This is a genomic window from Streptomyces sp. NPDC002133, assembly GCF_040296405.1.
Taxonomy (GTDB): domain Bacteria; phylum Actinomycetota; class Actinomycetes; order Streptomycetales; family Streptomycetaceae; genus Streptomyces.
Map to the genome: position 1 here is coordinate 1 of NZ_JBEOXF010000057.1, position 14,221 is coordinate 14,221.

General features: G+C 67.1%; 13 protein-coding genes and 2 pseudogenes. 11 read left to right on the top strand and 4 right to left on the bottom strand.

Features of this window, described 5'->3' with window-relative positions; translation table 11 throughout:
* Nucleotides 1-222 (bottom strand): annotated as a pseudogene (locus tag ABT078_RS34110) (hypothetical protein); the annotation flags it as partial.
* A 247-nt stretch (nt 223-469) separates the two neighbouring features.
* Between ABT078_RS34110 and ABT078_RS34115 the strand changes: the two are divergent.
* From ABT078_RS34115 to ABT078_RS34145, 7 genes and pseudogenes are all read left to right on the top strand, one after another.
* Complete coding sequence (locus ABT078_RS34115; protein WP_351234739.1) at nt 470-805, top strand: hypothetical protein; 336 nt, start codon at nt 470-472, stop codon at nt 803-805.
* Between the two features lie 332 nt (nt 806-1,137).
* Complete coding sequence (locus ABT078_RS34120; RefSeq protein WP_351234741.1) at nt 1,138-2,130, top strand: ArsR/SmtB family transcription factor; 993 nt, start codon at nt 1,138-1,140, stop codon at nt 2,128-2,130.
* Nucleotides 2,131-2,177: 47 nt separating this feature from the next.
* Nucleotides 2,178-2,465, top strand: a pseudogene (locus tag ABT078_RS34125) (transposase); the annotation flags it as partial.
* Between the two features lie 1,666 nt (nt 2,466-4,131).
* Nucleotides 4,132-4,659: a hypothetical protein gene (locus ABT078_RS34130; protein ID WP_351234743.1), complete on the top strand. Its 528-nt coding sequence runs from the start codon at nt 4,132-4,134 to the stop codon at nt 4,657-4,659.
* Nucleotides 4,660-5,054: 395 nt separating this feature from the next.
* Nucleotides 5,055-5,948 (top strand): alpha/beta hydrolase, encoded by an 894-nt coding sequence (locus ABT078_RS34135; protein WP_351234745.1) that lies wholly within the window; start codon nt 5,055-5,057, stop codon nt 5,946-5,948.
* Nucleotides 5,949-6,603: 655 nt separating this feature from the next.
* A complete protein-coding gene (locus ABT078_RS34140; protein WP_351234747.1) occupies nt 6,604-6,993 on the top strand; it encodes a DUF3846 domain-containing protein in 390 nt (129 codons plus the stop codon).
* Nucleotides 6,994-7,066: 73 nt separating this feature from the next.
* Entirely contained in the window at nt 7,067-7,336 is a 270-nt protein-coding gene (locus ABT078_RS34145; protein WP_351234749.1) for a hypothetical protein, read from the top strand.
* Here ABT078_RS34145 and ABT078_RS34150 read toward each other — a convergent pair.
* Together ABT078_RS34150 and ABT078_RS34155 are read right to left on the bottom strand one after the other, a co-directional pair.
* Nucleotides 7,261-7,686 (bottom strand): hypothetical protein, encoded by a 426-nt coding sequence (locus tag ABT078_RS34150; protein WP_351234751.1) that lies wholly within the window; start codon nt 7,684-7,686, stop codon nt 7,261-7,263. The genes ABT078_RS34145 and ABT078_RS34150 overlap by 76 nt on opposite strands.
* Nucleotides 7,687-8,337: 651 nt before the next feature.
* A complete protein-coding gene (locus ABT078_RS34155; protein WP_351234753.1) occupies nt 8,338-9,588 on the bottom strand; it encodes a beta-propeller fold lactonase family protein in 1,251 nt (416 codons plus the stop codon).
* 370 nt (nt 9,589-9,958) lie between these two features.
* On the opposite strand from ABT078_RS34155, the gene ABT078_RS34160 reads away from it, so the two are divergent.
* On the top strand, nt 9,959-10,663 hold the full coding sequence (locus ABT078_RS34160; protein ID WP_351234755.1) for a cytochrome P450: 705 nt from the start codon (nt 9,959-9,961) through the stop codon (nt 10,661-10,663).
* 14 nt (nt 10,664-10,677) lie between these two features.
* A complete protein-coding gene (locus tag ABT078_RS34165) occupies nt 10,678-11,310 on the top strand; it encodes a DUF2461 family protein (RefSeq protein WP_351234757.1) in 633 nt (210 codons plus the stop codon).
* A gap of 371 nt (nt 11,311-11,681) precedes the next feature.
* Here the strand turns inward: ABT078_RS34165 and ABT078_RS34175 are convergent, their stop codons facing one another.
* Entirely contained in the window at nt 11,682-12,344 is a 663-nt protein-coding gene (locus ABT078_RS34175; protein WP_351234759.1) for a class I SAM-dependent methyltransferase, read from the bottom strand.
* Between the two features lie 299 nt (nt 12,345-12,643).
* On the opposite strand from ABT078_RS34175, the gene ABT078_RS34180 reads away from it, so the two are divergent.
* Together ABT078_RS34180 and ABT078_RS34185 are read left to right on the top strand one after the other, a co-directional pair.
* A complete protein-coding gene (locus ABT078_RS34180; protein ID WP_351234761.1) occupies nt 12,644-12,790 on the top strand; it encodes a hypothetical protein in 147 nt (48 codons plus the stop codon).
* A gap of 270 nt (nt 12,791-13,060) precedes the next feature.
* Complete coding sequence (locus tag ABT078_RS34185; protein WP_351234810.1) at nt 13,061-13,897, top strand: hypothetical protein; 837 nt, start codon at nt 13,061-13,063, stop codon at nt 13,895-13,897.
* Nucleotides 13,898-14,221: the final 324 nt, after the last annotated feature.

A 14,221-nucleotide genomic window follows, 5' to 3' on the forward strand; every position in this document is an offset into this window, starting at 1 on the left:
CTGGTCGGGTGCCTGCTCGAAGACCATGTCGATGCGCGGGCCGGCCAGGGAGAACTGGGACTTGGGGACGGCCAGGACGTAGCCGACGCCGGATGTTTCCAGCATCCGGCGGAAGCGGTTGTCCTGCCCGTAGGCGGCGTCCGCCGTTACCCAGCCCCGGCAACGCAGGCCGGTCGTGGCAGCCGGCCCACGCCACCGAGACGCACACCTTCCGGGAGAACCATGTCCGCTTTCCCCGGCGCGGCATTGCGCCGTCGCCCCCGTGTCTTCGACCTGTTCTGCTGCTCGGGCGGCGCCGGCATGGGGTACTGGCGCGCAGGCTTCGACGTCGTCGGCGTCGACATCACCCCCGTCCGCGCTACCCCTTCCGCTTCATCGAGGGCGACGCCCTGGATGCCATGCGCGGGATGTGCCAGGACTTCCACCTGGTCCACGTCTCCCCGCCCTGCCGGGCCCACACGCCCTCACAATGGGCACCAACCGCGGCCGCCACTACGTTGACCTCATCCCGCAGATGCGCGAACTCTGCCAGTGGTCCGGCGTCCCGTGGGTGGTCGAGAACGGCACCACGATGCAACGCAGCACCATCCACCACGACTACTCCTTCGTTGGTGACACTACTGCCCACGCGGGCGAGCAAAAGAGCCGACGATCAGGGCTCATCATCATCGGCGGCGCCGCCGCCAAGACGATGAGAGTTGGCTTTAAATTGCGCTGTCAGATAGCCTCACGGCATGAGTGCACCTGGCGGCCTGGGACGACTCGGCCGCTGGACACAAGCGTGGCACTGATTCCGCTCATGTGATCAGTGCGCGGTGCGGGACTTGAACCAGCTGGAGTTGGCCGGCCAGAGCGTGCGGGACGCGCTGGAGGCCCTGGCGACCGCCGCGCCCGGATGGCTGGCCGGAGCGGTGAACGTGCCCGACCGCTACAAACCAGACGCCGCCACTCCCGCCTCGTGCAACGCAGCCCCATCACCTACGAGACCGCACTTCCAGGCAGCACCAACTGCTCTGACCCAAGCCGTATACCCCGTTAGTCCCTGTCGGCAGTTGTTCGGCGAGTTGGCCGCAACACTCTCACCCCGTCGAAGGGGCAGATACGGACAGCCCCGCCACGGAAGGTCTGCATCTTGTCATGGTCTACCGAATACACTTCACGGTTCAGGATCTGGCCCGGACTCGTGTGGCCGAGGCGCCGATCCTGCTGCATGAGCTGGAGCTGGCAGCGCGAGCTCTGCAGAGCCGCAGCCAGCCCGCCTGGCTCGACGCCTGGCGGCGCCGTACTCGCGCCCAATTGTCTACCCAAGCCAGCATGGTCCTGGTCCTCATGCCTGCCATGGGGTATTCCCCAAACTTCCTCAGTCCTATCAAAGTGGGCACTGCTGAGGAACTCTTGGAACACGTGCGTAGCACGCCTCGCCAACGCGTGAGGACCGATCTACTGGAAGTAGCAAGTTATTATCCTTCCCTCCCCGAGTGGGCTGGCCGTCTAGCAGACGATGCGTCTCTGTTTGGTGAGCTCTGCACAGGGCTCAGCCATCTTCATGAACGCCTGCTCGCTCCGCACTGGGTCCAGTTCAGGAAACTGCTAGCGGTCGATCGAACTCTGCGCCTGCAGCAACTACTCACCGGCGGTGTCGAGCAGTTGCTGAGCCAGGCCAACCCCCAGTGGATGCGCTGGCACCCGCCAATTTTGGAAGTTCGGAGGATGTACGGAGCCGATCGTGACCTTTACCTGGAAGGGGAAGGTTTCTTGCTAATTCCGTCAATGTTCTGCACACACGCCGTGGTCACCGATGGCCAGCCCGTTTCCGTGAGCTATCCTGCCCATCCACGCCCCAGTGAGCTCACTTCCCTTGACTCCGTAACTGGTTACGCGCGCTTTTCCGGGGTGTCGACACTTCTGGGCCGAACGCGCACAATGGTGCTCGCCACCATCGCGGAGCACCAAGCCTGTTCCACCAAGGAATTGGCCGCTCATGTAGGTATCGCACCCTCGAGCGCCAGCGAACACGCAACCATTCTTCGCGAAGCCGGACTGCTCCTCTCCATCCGCCACCGAAACTCCGTGCTTCACAGCCTCACCTCCCTGGGCTTGGCACTCCTCAACACCGCAGAGGAAGGCTGAACCGCTCCGGGTCTGATGGAGGCTCGATTCCCTGAGAGGATCGAGTCATGGCACGTCCGTCCCCCTACCCTCCCGAGCTTCGTGAGCGTGCGGTGCGCATGGTCACAGAGATCCGTCCGAACTATCCGACCGAGTGGGCCGCGATGAAGGCGGTCGCGGCGAAGCTGGGCATCGGCGCGGCGGAGAGGGTGCGGACCTGGGTCCGCAGAGCCGAGGTGGACGCCGGTCAGCGTCCCGGAACCACCTCGGAGGAGACCGCGGAGATCAAGCGGCTCAAGGCCGAGAACGCCGAACTGCGCTGGGCCAACGAGATCCTGAAGGCGGCGTCGGCTTTCTTCTCGTCAATGACAGTCTCTGAGACACGGGCCTACGGATGGTGACTTAGTGACAGGTACCGGCGGGGCTGGCTCGTTTCTTTGCTGCCCCGGTAACGGTGGCTTGTCGGCGATGTGCCGCCCCGCCGGCTGCGGCTCTGTACAGCCCGCGCTGCGAGTTCCAGCTCATGCACGGCATCGGCGCCGCGGCCACACGTGTCGGGTCACGGCCATCGGAGTCGTCGGCCGGCTCGCCAGATCTTGAACCGTGAAGTGTATGCGATAAACCATCACGGTCTGCGTGGATCCTTCCGGAGTGTCGTTCTTCGGGTGGGGGCGAATCAGGTTGAGATCGTATTGATCGAAGGGGAGGCTGGACTCGACAGTCGGCAAGGGGTGATTCGTCAGGTCTGGAATTAGCTGAGGGATAGCCATGTCGTGAGACCACTTATCTCGATCTGAGTGTGAACTTTGCGGGCCGAAAGAGTAAATTGGCAGAGCCTGGCGGCGATATAGAAGGTATGCAGATGAATCTGCGTAGAGTACTGGTTAGGCTCAGAGTGGGGGCGCCGACGCAAAGTGTCACGTAGTCGAATGACCGGACCAACCCCCGACTTTGCGGCATCGTCGGCACAGGCGCCTGGTCGCAGGGGGCGCGCAATAGCGCACGAAATTCCCATTCCGCTCACAGGAAACGGTAATTCCAATGATGATGAAGAGTCGACTCAAGGCAGTCGGCATAACTGTCGCGGCGACCATGGTGGCCACCGCGGGTCTCGTCGCGACCGCCCCTAGTGCTAGCGCGCAGGGAAACTGCTATCACTACGGACAGGCTGGATACGCGCAGGTATTCACTGACGAATACTATAATGGCGACTGCTTCGAGTGGTGGATCGGGGGCCAGGTAAAGTATCTCCCTAGCTACATGGCCTGGAAAACCTCGTCGCTCAGAAGCTGGGCCCTCTATCCGGGTCAACAGCTGAGGATTGGTAACGAATACAACGGCTACGAATTCTATGCAGGCGATCAGCAGCCAACAGCGTCCTGGGAGTGGCGCGACAACTCCGACCGCGTACTTTAGTTCGCAACGCTCACTGAAGTCACACACAGATAAACGAAGTTCGTCGATCCGTGCGTTGGCGACAGGCGACACGTCGTCGATGTTACTTTGACGAGGTGAGGGCCTTCTGGTTTCAGTATGGATTAAGACATCTGCACCGAAACCAGAAGGCCCCTTGCTTCCCACCGTGAACCGCCCACGACCCAGGCGTTCATGAACTGCTCCGAGCTCTACACCGCGATCGCCCGGTCGTCGACGTCGATCCCAGGCAGCGGCAGGTCGGCCTTTGACAACCAGACGGACACCCGCCGTCCTGGGCCAGCGCAGCATGGTGCGTACGGTCTGGGCTTCCTCGTCGTCGTGTTCCTTGGGCTGCGTCCTGCGCCTCGTTCCACGAGATCACGCGCCCTGCAGATCCGTTACGGGCTGTTGCTTCAGTGGATCACTGACCCGAAGTTCAGCGCTCGCCGCGTCCTCCATGACGGCTCATCCCGGCTTCCGCCACGCAAGCGATGCCGCAGCCCGCGGAGCGGGAGATCAGGCCGAGACCGGCGACGCTGCCTTCGCTCGATGAGGCGTACGTCGCCCACGCCGACGCCCTCAGGCGCCTTGCCGCCGGCGCTTTGCGTGACATCCCGCTGGAGCTACGCGCTCGACCGTGAGTACGGCGGCTTCCTGAGCGCGGCCCTGCACCTGCGTTACCTGGCCGACGTCCTGGTGGAGAAGGCCGTCATCGTCGAGAAGGAACGTGGCGCCAGCTGGTCCGACATCGGCAACGCCGCGGGGATGACCAACCAGTCCGCCCACGAGAAGTGGGGCACCGCGGTCGGAGCCTGGACGGTGGTCAACCAACGCCGCCACCCCGCCGAGTTCGGCTCCGCCCACCTCGCCCGCTGTATCGACGAGTGGTACGCCGAGCTGCACCCGGACGAGGAACACGCCATCACAGCCGGGCTCACGTCGACCGACCCCACGCGCGGTGTCGCCGAGGCCCAGACCGCCGCCGCCCACCGGGTCGCTGCCCGGCTGCTGTACGCCCGGTTGGACGAGCTGAAGAAGGAGAACACCGCGGCGTTCAACACCGCATTCGAGGCCACCGGCACCGACGGCCAAGCCGCCGCGCGCCAGCACTGGGCCGACACTCACACTGTTTAGGCCGAGGTTTACGACCAACACGCCATCGCCGAGCCGGCGATCGTCGACGAGCACCGCGCCCGCGCCGAGAAGCAGCGCGAGCTCGCAGCCTCAGTCCTCCCCCCACACCGCCGAGGAGACCGGACAGTGAGCAACCGCAGCAGGCAGGTGTACCAGCTGGGCGTCCACCTTACCCAGGTCACCGGCGTCGACGTCACGCTCGCCTACGAGACCGGCGTCACATGCAGGGAAGCGTCGGATCCGCTGTCTAACTTTATTTTTACAAGTCAGGGTCTAGTGTTCTGGACATCAGATGGGCCGGAGCCGCCGAGGGCGTCCGCCCGCACCCTCGGATCCCGCGAGCGCGGATGTCGTTGTGGTCTGCCGCCGGCCGCACAGGAAAGTGATGTTTTGTCATGGTTGCCCGTTCACAAATAGAGATCCCGGTGGAGGGGGCCACGCTGGCCGCCGTCCTCTACACGCCGGAGAATCTTGCAGCCCCGGCTCCCGCGATCACGCTGGCCAACGGCATGGCCGGGCTGAAGGAGTCTCTCGACAGCTACGCGACCGCGTTCGCGGAGGCCGGATTCGTCGCCGTGCTGCACGACCACCGCAACTTCGGCGGCAGCACCGGCACCCACCGGCACGACATCGACCCCTGGCAGCAGATCGCGGACTGGCGCCGCGTCATCTCCTACCTGGAGTCCCGTGAAGAGGTCGACGCGAGCCGCATCGGGCTGTGGGGGACCAGCTTCGCCGGAGGTCACGCCCTGGTCCTGGGCGCCACCGACCGCCGTCTGAAGGCCGTCGTCTCCCAGGTTCCCTTCATCAGCGGCCGTGAGGATTTCCGGCGCCGCGTTCTGCCGGAGGCGCAAGCGGCCTGGCAGGAGCGCTACGACGAGGACGAACGCGGCCAGCTGCGCGGTGAGCCGCCGCGGATGATCAAGATGGTCGACACCGACCCCGGTGCCGACGCGCTGTACCACGCCCCCGACATCGCCCGTGCCTACATCGACAAGCGCCCGGCCGGGGTGGAGTGGAGCAACGAGATCACACTGCGCTCCAGCCGGAGGACGCGGATCTACGAACCCGGCAGCTACGCCGACCTCGTCTCGCCGACCCCGCTGCTGATGATCGTCACCGACAACGACACCATGACGCCCGCCGACCTCGCTCTCGGCGCCTACGAGCGGGCACTGGAGCCGAAGTCCCTGCTGATGCTGCCGGGCACGCATTTCACCCCGTACGTCGACCGCTTCGACGAGTCCAGCACCGCAGCCCTGAACTGGTTTGCCAGCCACCTGTCCTGAGGCACTCGCACGCCCGTGCCGCCAGTCCGGACGCCCCGAGCCGCTGAGCGGCACGTGAGTACAGGCATCCACTCGTGCCGGACACGGCACGCAGCGCACACCGGGCCCCAGGTCCGTCGCCCCGGCACGACGGACCTGGGGCCCGCGCCGGATTCCGGATCCCGGCCGCTCAAGGCACAACCAGACCACCTTCAACGCCTGCTGAGAGGGCGGACGAAGGCGCGGGGCGGAACCGATCGGTTCCGCCCCGCAACGCCGCGTCCTGGGTCACCGTCTTCACCGTCCATGGCGACGCCGAGACGGTCACCGTCGACTTGGATCCCGGGTGTCTCGACCCGTCAGGCGGCGCCGCCCCGCACGTCGCCCTCCCCGCCTGATCACCGTCTCCCTCGCCTCGGTACGGCCCCGCGCCGTGCCGGGGCGTACTTGTCTCCCCGGCCGGCCGCCCGGGCCCTCTGGCGGCTGCTCGCGGATGCGTCGGCCGGGCGCGTGGCGCCCGGGCCGGCCGTCCTCGAGTGGCCGCTGATCTCGGGAAATGCCGTTAGGAAGATCTCCGCCACCCCCTTTGTGGTTCATAGATGGTATAGTTGTCTTATTGGTCGGCGGTGGCAGTCGGCCAGCACTGAAGCCCGCACTCCGAACAAAGGGGACGGCTATGCCCGCGACCGCCACGGCCATAGAGATCTTCGCGCTGTGGGTATCGCCCACCGGCACCTTCCGCCTGCTCGACTGGGACATGGTCACCACCCCGCAGCACGCGCTGAGCTGCGGCACCGCCCAGGACGTCAGCCTCGCCCCCGAGCTGGCCATGTGGACGGACCAGGACGCCATCTGGCTGCGCCGCCCGAGCAACGATCCCGCTTCCGAGGTGCTGCGGGCCTACCGGCCGCACCCTGGCCTGCGCTTCGGCGATGTCGTCTTCACCGGCGCCACGGACCCCGGGGCTGATGCCGTCCGCGGGCTCACCGAGGACCAGGTCCTGACGCTGGTCGACCTCTACCTGCTGCGCGTCAACGCCCCCATGCCGGGCGCGCAGTGCCGCTGACATCAGGTCATGCCGGGTTCCGGTGGCGGATTCCGGGGCCTGGCCCTTCCGGAGTACCGAGTAAGGGAAAGCCATGAAATACAGGATCATCGGCGACTGGTACGACTGCTGGGACCTCGCCTCGGCTTTCGCCGTCGTCGCCGACGAAGCAAGCCTCGACGAGGCCAAACAGAATGCAGCCGAAGCCGTCCTGGAACACTTCCCGCACCGCGCCAAGGGCGACAAGGGTGAGACCCCGGAAACCCTCTGGGGCGGAGAGGGCGGCGCCTACGTCGTCGCGGCGTTCGCGGGCGACCTGAGCGCCCAGGCCATCGAGAGCGTGACGTTCGAGCGGATCGCATGAGCGCAGCCGCCCAGTCGTTCACCGTCATCGGCCTGACCCTGAATGTCGACAGCAGTGAACTGCTCGTTGCCGCTGTCCTGCCCGGCCCGGTCGCCGACCAAATCGAGCTGCTGGCCACCAGCGAGGTCGACTTCATTGGCGGGGCTGAGGCGTTCGACGCCCTCGACCCCGACACGGCCGCTGCGTTCGCGCACCTGGACTACCCCGACGCGACTCAGGCCCTCCAGATCGTTCGCTGGCGACGCGGCCTCGGCACCGACAAACTCTCCATCGAGCGCGTCTACCTGATCACCAGCCTGGCACCCGGCCAGGCCACCGGGGCCCAGCTCGCCGCCTGGATCAGAGGCCACTTAAACATCGAGAAGCACCGCCCGCGACCACCCAAGACCCTGCCACCGCATCAGGGGGATGGCGCCCGCCCGGGCCCAGCACGCCAGACGGACGCCAAGTCATATGAAGCTCTATGGCGAGCCGGGGATCGTCACTGTCGCTCCCCGGACAATGAAGGTATCGGCTGGTCCGGGAGGTCCGGGAGGTCCGGGAGGTCCAGGAGGGCCGGTGGGGCCTTCCTTGCACCGCCTGTCTCTCGGATGGTGCTCTCGGCACTCGTCATCGTCGGTGGGTTGGATCTCCGCGCCCAGGTCGGAACCCGCGTTCTCGCGGGGGGCGTTGGCGTTTGCTGTCGGACTCGTGAATGCGACGAGTGCGAGTGCGAGCGACGCGAATGCGCCGCTGGTCGTCCAAGCCCTTCGTCGAGGCATCGGCCCCAGCGTGATCCATGAAGTGCGGTCAGAGGTCATACTTTTCTCCCGATTTTCCGAGAATCAACCAGTCGCCAGCGAGCGCTGCGACGGCAGCCGCCGTTCCTCCAGGAACCGTCTGCGCCATCAGGTTGCGCCCGGAACCACAAGGGGCCGCGGGCCAGCCGGGCATGACTTGAGCCTGCTGTTGCAGGGCGGGGGATGGCAGGTGACGGCCCCTGCCATCCCGCCCTTACGGTCTTAGGCCGGCGCGCAGACCGCGTAGGGGGTGAGCGTGATGGCTTGGAGTGCCTTGTTCTGGGCACTCACCTGCCAGGAGTCACCAACCGGCTTGTTCGTGAGTTCACTGGGCGCGGGACCCGTCAACTCAGCCCCTCCGCCAGTGAGCACACTGCCCGCGGGGCATGTCGCCGCAGTCGTAGCCGGCACTGACCCCAGCGCCACCTCAACGGGACTGTCGCTGGGGACGGTTGCGACAACGCCGTTGGTGGCGGTATCGATCACCGACACCTCCCCGATGTTCTCGGCGACGTAGAGGAGGGTGCCGTTCGAGGACACCGCCACGCCCTGGGGAAAACTGGTGGGGGCGCCGAGGGGGATGGTGGCGATGACTGTGTTGGTGCCGGTGTCGATCACCGCGACCTGGTGATCGCCGTTCTCGGCGACGTAGACGCGGGTGCCGTTCGGCGACACCGCCACGCCCCAGGGATCGCTGAAGGCGCCGAGGGGGATGGTGGCGATGACTGTGTTGGTGCCGGTGTCGATCACCGACACCTCATCCCCGCCGACCTCGGTGACGTAGACGCGGGTGCCGTTCGGGGACACCGCCACCTCGTTGGGAATAATGCCGGCGCCGAGGTTGATGGTGGCGATGACTGTGTTGGTGCCGGTGTCGATCACCGACACCTCGTCCCCGGCGCGCTCGGTGACGTAGACGCGGGTGCCGTTCGGGGACACCGCCACGCCGTTGGGAGCACCGCCGAGGTTGATGGTGGCGATGACTGTGTTGGTGCCGGTGTCGATCACCGACACCTCCCCGATGTTCTCGGTGACGTAGACGCGGGTGCCGTTCGGGGACACCGCCACGCCGTTGGGATCGCTGCCGACGCCGAGGGGGATGGTGGCGATGACCGTGTTGGTGCCGGTGTCGATCACCGACACCTCATCCCCGCCGACCTCGGTGACGTAGACGCGGGTGCCGTTCGGGGACACCGCCACGCCGTTGGGACCGCTGCCGGCGCCGAGCGGGATGGTGGCGATGACTGTGTTCGTGCCGGTATCGATCACCGACACCCCATCCCCGCCGAAGTCGGCGACGTAGGCGAAAGTGCCGGGGGCCGCGATGGCCGGCGTGGCCATGGCGACGGGCATGACCAAGCTGACGGGAACCGCACAGACGGCCACCCACGCGCGTAGCTGGGCCCACCACCCTCCCGCGCCCTCATGGCCACGGCTACTGCGTTCCGGCACTTCGCTGACGGCGCTGCCCATGAAACCTCCCAAGCGGTTCACACCCGTATGTTCGCCGGCCCACTTTCCCAACGACCGCAACTGGCATCTGCTCACCGCGATCCAGACGGGAGCCGGTTCCTTTAGCCGCCTTTAGCCGGGAACATTCAGCTACTTATCACCCCCGGCCATTTCCCGCGGACGCTCCTCGCTACCAAACAGCGGCATGTCACACACATGGCCGCCCCCATCCCGTCGGGGCCACCACCCATGCCGAGCCCACCACCAGCACCAGCACCGCCCCGGCGCGCCTCACCGCGCCCTGACCCGGGCCCCCGCCCGCATTTCCCTCGTCGTCACCGCGGAACTCCTTGGTGTCCGCGACGAGGCCGTCGGCCCGCTGGAAGCCGCCATGGCCCGTGTCACTCGCGCCGACGTGGACAGCGACGAGGTCCAGGAGGCCCACCTGGAGATCCTGCGCTACTACGCCGAGGCACTGTTCGAACCGCCTGGCGCGCCCGACGCCAACGTGGTCTCCGCGCTGCTGCACGCCCGTTCCCTGGGGCAGGACATCTCGGACGAGGAGATCATCCTGGCCTGCGACAACGTGATCGTCGCCGCCACCGAGACCAGCCGCAACGCCATGACCTCAGGGCTCCTGGCCCTGCTGAGGCACCCGACGGCCTGGACCGAACTGTGCGACGGCCACCTGGACACGGCACCGGTCGTCGAGGAGATCCTGCGTCTGACGTCCCCGGCGATGCACGTGCTGCGCACCGCCACCCGCGATCTCAGCCTGTCCGGCGCCCAGATCAAGGCCGGTGACGCGGTCGTGGTGTGGATCGCCTCGGTCAACCGCGACACTTCCGTCTTCGAAGCCCCCGACGCCTTGCGATTCGACCGCCGGCCCACCCGCCATCTCACCTTCGGCTCTGGGGTGCACTTCTGTCTGGGCGCCCCGCTCGCCCGGCTCCTGCTCTCCGTGTTCCTCGACGAACTCGCCCACCGCGCACGGGACATCGAACTGGCCGACGAGCCCCGCCGCAACGCCTCCCACCATGTCTGGGGCTACGCCTCCCTGCCCGTTTCACTCTCCCGGCGCGCGGATCGTGGGTGAGCTATCCTGCGCGCATGCGCGGACAGTTCACCGGCTGGCCGGAGCAGGCCATGGACGTGTTGTGGCAGCTCCAGGGCGAACCGACCCACGCGACTCGCGAGCGCTACCGCGCGGACCGCGAACGCCTGGTCCGGCAGCCGATGATCGCCCTGCTGAACGAGGTCGCGGACACCGACCCCCGGTACGAGGACTTCTCCGTCTGGCACTACCGCACCGACTCCTGGTGGTGGCAGCACCAGGGCGCGGTGATCCGGCTCGGCCGCAAGATCGAGATCGGTCTCCGTTTCGACCTGGACGGCCTGCGGATCCAGGGCGCCTGGTGGTACCCCGATCCCGGCCAGGTGGACATGTTCCGCAAAGCCGTGGCCTCCGAGGGGAGCGGCCGCGAACTGTCCGCCATCGTCGAGGACGTGCGGAAGAAGGGCTACGACATCTCCGGGGACGTGATGAAACGCCCCCCGCGCGGCTATCCGACGGACCACTCCCGTACGAACCTGCTGCGCCACCGTTCGCTGATCGCCGCCCGTCCCCTCGGCTGCGAGCAGTGGCTGCACACCCCCGAGGCGGTCGACCGGGTCCTCTCGGCCGCCGCCGACCTGGACGCCCTGCTGATGTGGCTGGTCCGCCACGTGCAGCGCGCCGCCTGACATCACAAGGGCGCCACGCGGCACGGGAGGAACCACACCCGCGCCGCCGGCCCCCGCACTCTGACGGTGATGCGCACTTTCAGCGCCGACCGGTCGTCCCTCGCCCGATAACCGTCCGGCACCTCGGCCAGGGGGACGGCACCGTCGAAGACGGGCCCCGGATCGAGGGCCCCGGAGAGCGCATCCGGCAGGAGTTCGGGCAGGGGCTCCAGGCTGCGACTGCCCGCTGGCCGGGTGCGCGATGGAAACGGATCCGCGTTCGTCCACGCGCGCTTTCCGGGGCGGGGTCTTACCTGCGTGGCGATCCTCTGCGCCACCGGTCATGGAGAAGCCCGGTCAGCCAGGGGTGGTTGACCGGGGCAGCTGCGGCCCTATGGTTCAGTGCGGACGAGGAGGGTGCCGACCGTCCGATCCCCGGGTGGGGCGGGCAGTACTGCGGCGGTGGCGGTGAAGCCGTGCTCGGCGAGGATCTCCACCCAGCGCTCGGTTTCGTAGTCCCAGCGTTTCACGACGAGTGGGTGCTGGTCCTCGGAGCGGTTGATGTGTGCGGCCTGGCAGCCGTAGCAGCCGTCGATGGCCGGCCGGTGGGAGAAGGCGAACACGCCGCCTGGGCGGAGGCGCTTGTGGAGAAGGGGCAACAGTTCGTTGGGGTCGGTGAACCAGGCCGCACCGAACACGGAGAACACGGCGTCGAACTCGAGGTCGGTCTGAGCGAGGTAGGCGACCGCCTCCACGTGCTCCAGCTGCAGGCGGGGCATGTAGCCCCAGCGGTCCTTCGCGAGGGCGAGCTGGGCGGCAGAGACGTCGACGCCGATGGCGCGGGCACCGAGGGAGGCCAAGTGCGCGAGGTTGCCCCCGCTTCCGCACCCGAGGTCGAGTGTCATCGAGCCGGGGCCGATGCCGAGGACCTCCGCCCCCGGACCGTGGTCGGGGTACTGGGTCCAGTTGAACCAGGTGGCCTCACCGGCGGCGTTCGTCTGTCGCCGCTGGATGCTGTCTTTCGCATACACGTCCCATGCGAGGGTGTCCGTCAACGTGCTGGCCTTTCACGTGCGGGGGCGGGCGCCCGGCAGTGGGGCACGGCCGGCCGTAGGACGGGCGAGTCAGTGCTTTGGGGCTGTGGCACCCGGCGCGGCACTGTGTGCAGTCATCGGTACCGCGCCACAGGTGCAGCCAGCCGCGGTCGGTGCCGCCACGGTAGTACGGAGCAGCTCGCCCGCCTCGGAGCCGCGTCCGTCGGCCTCGATGTCGGGCACGTGGTGAATGAAACCGTAAGAGATCCGCCAGTAGAAGGCGGCCGCGCGCGGCTTCGCCCCCGACGTCGTCCAGCCTCGTGCCCGGCGGTGTTCCGGAAGGCTCCCCTGGTGAGAGCGCCGAAACTCTCTGGGGCGGAGAGGGCGGCGCCTACGTCGTCGCGGCGTTCGCGGGCGACCTGAGCGCCGAGGCCATCGAGGACGCGACGTTCGAGCTGATCGTTTGACCGCAGCAGCTACCCAGTCGTTCACCGTCATCGGCCTGGCCCCTGGATGTCGACAGCAGCGAGCTGCTCATCGCCGCCGTCCTGCCCAAGATGTCGAAGGAGTTCGCCCAGGTGGGGAACCGGTTGTACCTGCCCCTGCGGACTGAGTGAGCGACAGGATGGCTCCTGTGTTGAACGCCCCGCGCGGATTCTTTGAAGGGGAGCTGGACGGGCTCGCCCTGAAGAACCCATTTGGTGTGTGGTGGTGGGCCTCGTACCGTCGTGGGCGTGATGAACATCGTCGGCGAGCCGCGCCGCTTCGGAGTTCCCGGACCTGAGGCGAGGCTGCGGTTCGAGACAGAGCTCCAGGAACGGGGGTCGGCGCCGCGGCGCAGGCTGTTGGTGCTCGATGGGAAGCCCGCGTTCGAGCTCTCCCCGTGGTGTGGGACGTGTCAGTTCCTGTTCCAGCGGCTTGAGGGTGCCAACCAGACGTTGTCGTTGGAGGGCATGCAGGAACGCCTCGCCGGCCGGGTCTCCGACCTGGACGACGGGATCCTGGATGCGTTCGGCTCCTTGCTGCCGGAAGGCGACTACCTTCCTTTGCTGCTCCGTGTCGAGCCGCGGCTGGTCATTCCGGGGCAGGAGGGTGACTACTTCAGCGGTGAACAGGTGGCCACCTGGGGACTCGAACAGTTTTGGGGACTTCCGGAGCACCCGCGCACGCCGTACTACCGCACGTTCGAGACTGTGGTCGACGACACCGCGCATTTCTACGAGTTCGTCGTACCCATGGTTCCTCCGTCCTGGAACGAACGGGGGCGGGTGGAGGAGTATGTCGAGCGGATGGGGCGAGGGTCTGTGCCGACAGCAGCCGCGGTTTCGACTCTGGATCTGTGTCAGCCTGCGGTGAGTATCCAGTCGTCCGACGAATACGAGCACTGGGGGCTGACGCATTTCCTGCTCGACGGCCATCACAAGCTGGAGGCGGCAGCATCGGCGGGACGTCCCGTGCAGCTTCTATCGCTCTTGGCCTTGGGCGAGAGCCTGGCCGGCCCCGGTGATCACGAGAGGCTGGCGACCCTGCGCGCTCAGCCCAGCCTGAGCCGTGGAGCTCGGCCGGCCCGGTGACGTGGGTCCGTGTTCGAGTCCGCTGTTCGCCTACCGTCCAGGGAGCGGCCGTTGGCCGGCAGCCCCTGTCCTGGGCCGGGGGCCCTGCCCACCAAGACAGCATGACCGGCACGGCCGAGACCGCCGGGCGCTACTTACAGACGTCGCAGCCGCCCTTGCCGAGCTCTGCGGATACGACCGCATCGACATCCGGGGCACCGTCCACTTCACCGGAGACAGCGCCGAGACCGACAGCGCGCCGGGCATGGACGACGACAGCCACTTCGCGGTGTTCGAGTCCCTGGCGCTGGTCTGCAACGCCCCAGGGGCGCGCCTATGGTGCCA

What these genes read in the sequence shown, in the direction of transcription:
- ABT078_RS34120 (WP_351234741.1), top strand. Translation starts at nt 1,138, where the DNA reads ATGGTCTACCGAATACACTTCACGGTTCAGGATCTGGCCCGGACTCGT.
- ABT078_RS34135 (WP_351234745.1), top strand. Translation starts at nt 5,055, where the DNA reads ATGGTTGCCCGTTCACAAATAGAGATCCCGGTGGAGGGGGCCACGCTG.
- ABT078_RS34145 (WP_351234749.1), top strand. Translation starts at nt 7,067, where the DNA reads ATGAAATACAGGATCATCGGCGACTGGTACGACTGCTGGGACCTCGCC.
- ABT078_RS34160 (WP_351234755.1), top strand. Translation starts at nt 9,959, where the DNA reads ATGGCCCGTGTCACTCGCGCCGACGTGGACAGCGACGAGGTCCAGGAG.
- ABT078_RS34165 (WP_351234757.1), top strand. Translation starts at nt 10,678, where the DNA reads ATGCGCGGACAGTTCACCGGCTGGCCGGAGCAGGCCATGGACGTGTTG.
- ABT078_RS34115 (WP_351234739.1), top strand. Translation starts at nt 470, where the DNA reads ATGGGCACCAACCGCGGCCGCCACTACGTTGACCTCATCCCGCAGATG.
- ABT078_RS34155 (WP_351234753.1), bottom strand. Translation starts at nt 9,588, where the DNA reads ATGGGCAGCGCCGTCAGCGAAGTGCCGGAACGCAGTAGCCGTGGCCAT.
- ABT078_RS34140 (WP_351234747.1), top strand. Translation starts at nt 6,604, where the DNA reads ATGCCCGCGACCGCCACGGCCATAGAGATCTTCGCGCTGTGGGTATCG.
- ABT078_RS34185 (WP_351234810.1), top strand. Translation starts at nt 13,061, where the DNA reads ATGAACATCGTCGGCGAGCCGCGCCGCTTCGGAGTTCCCGGACCTGAG.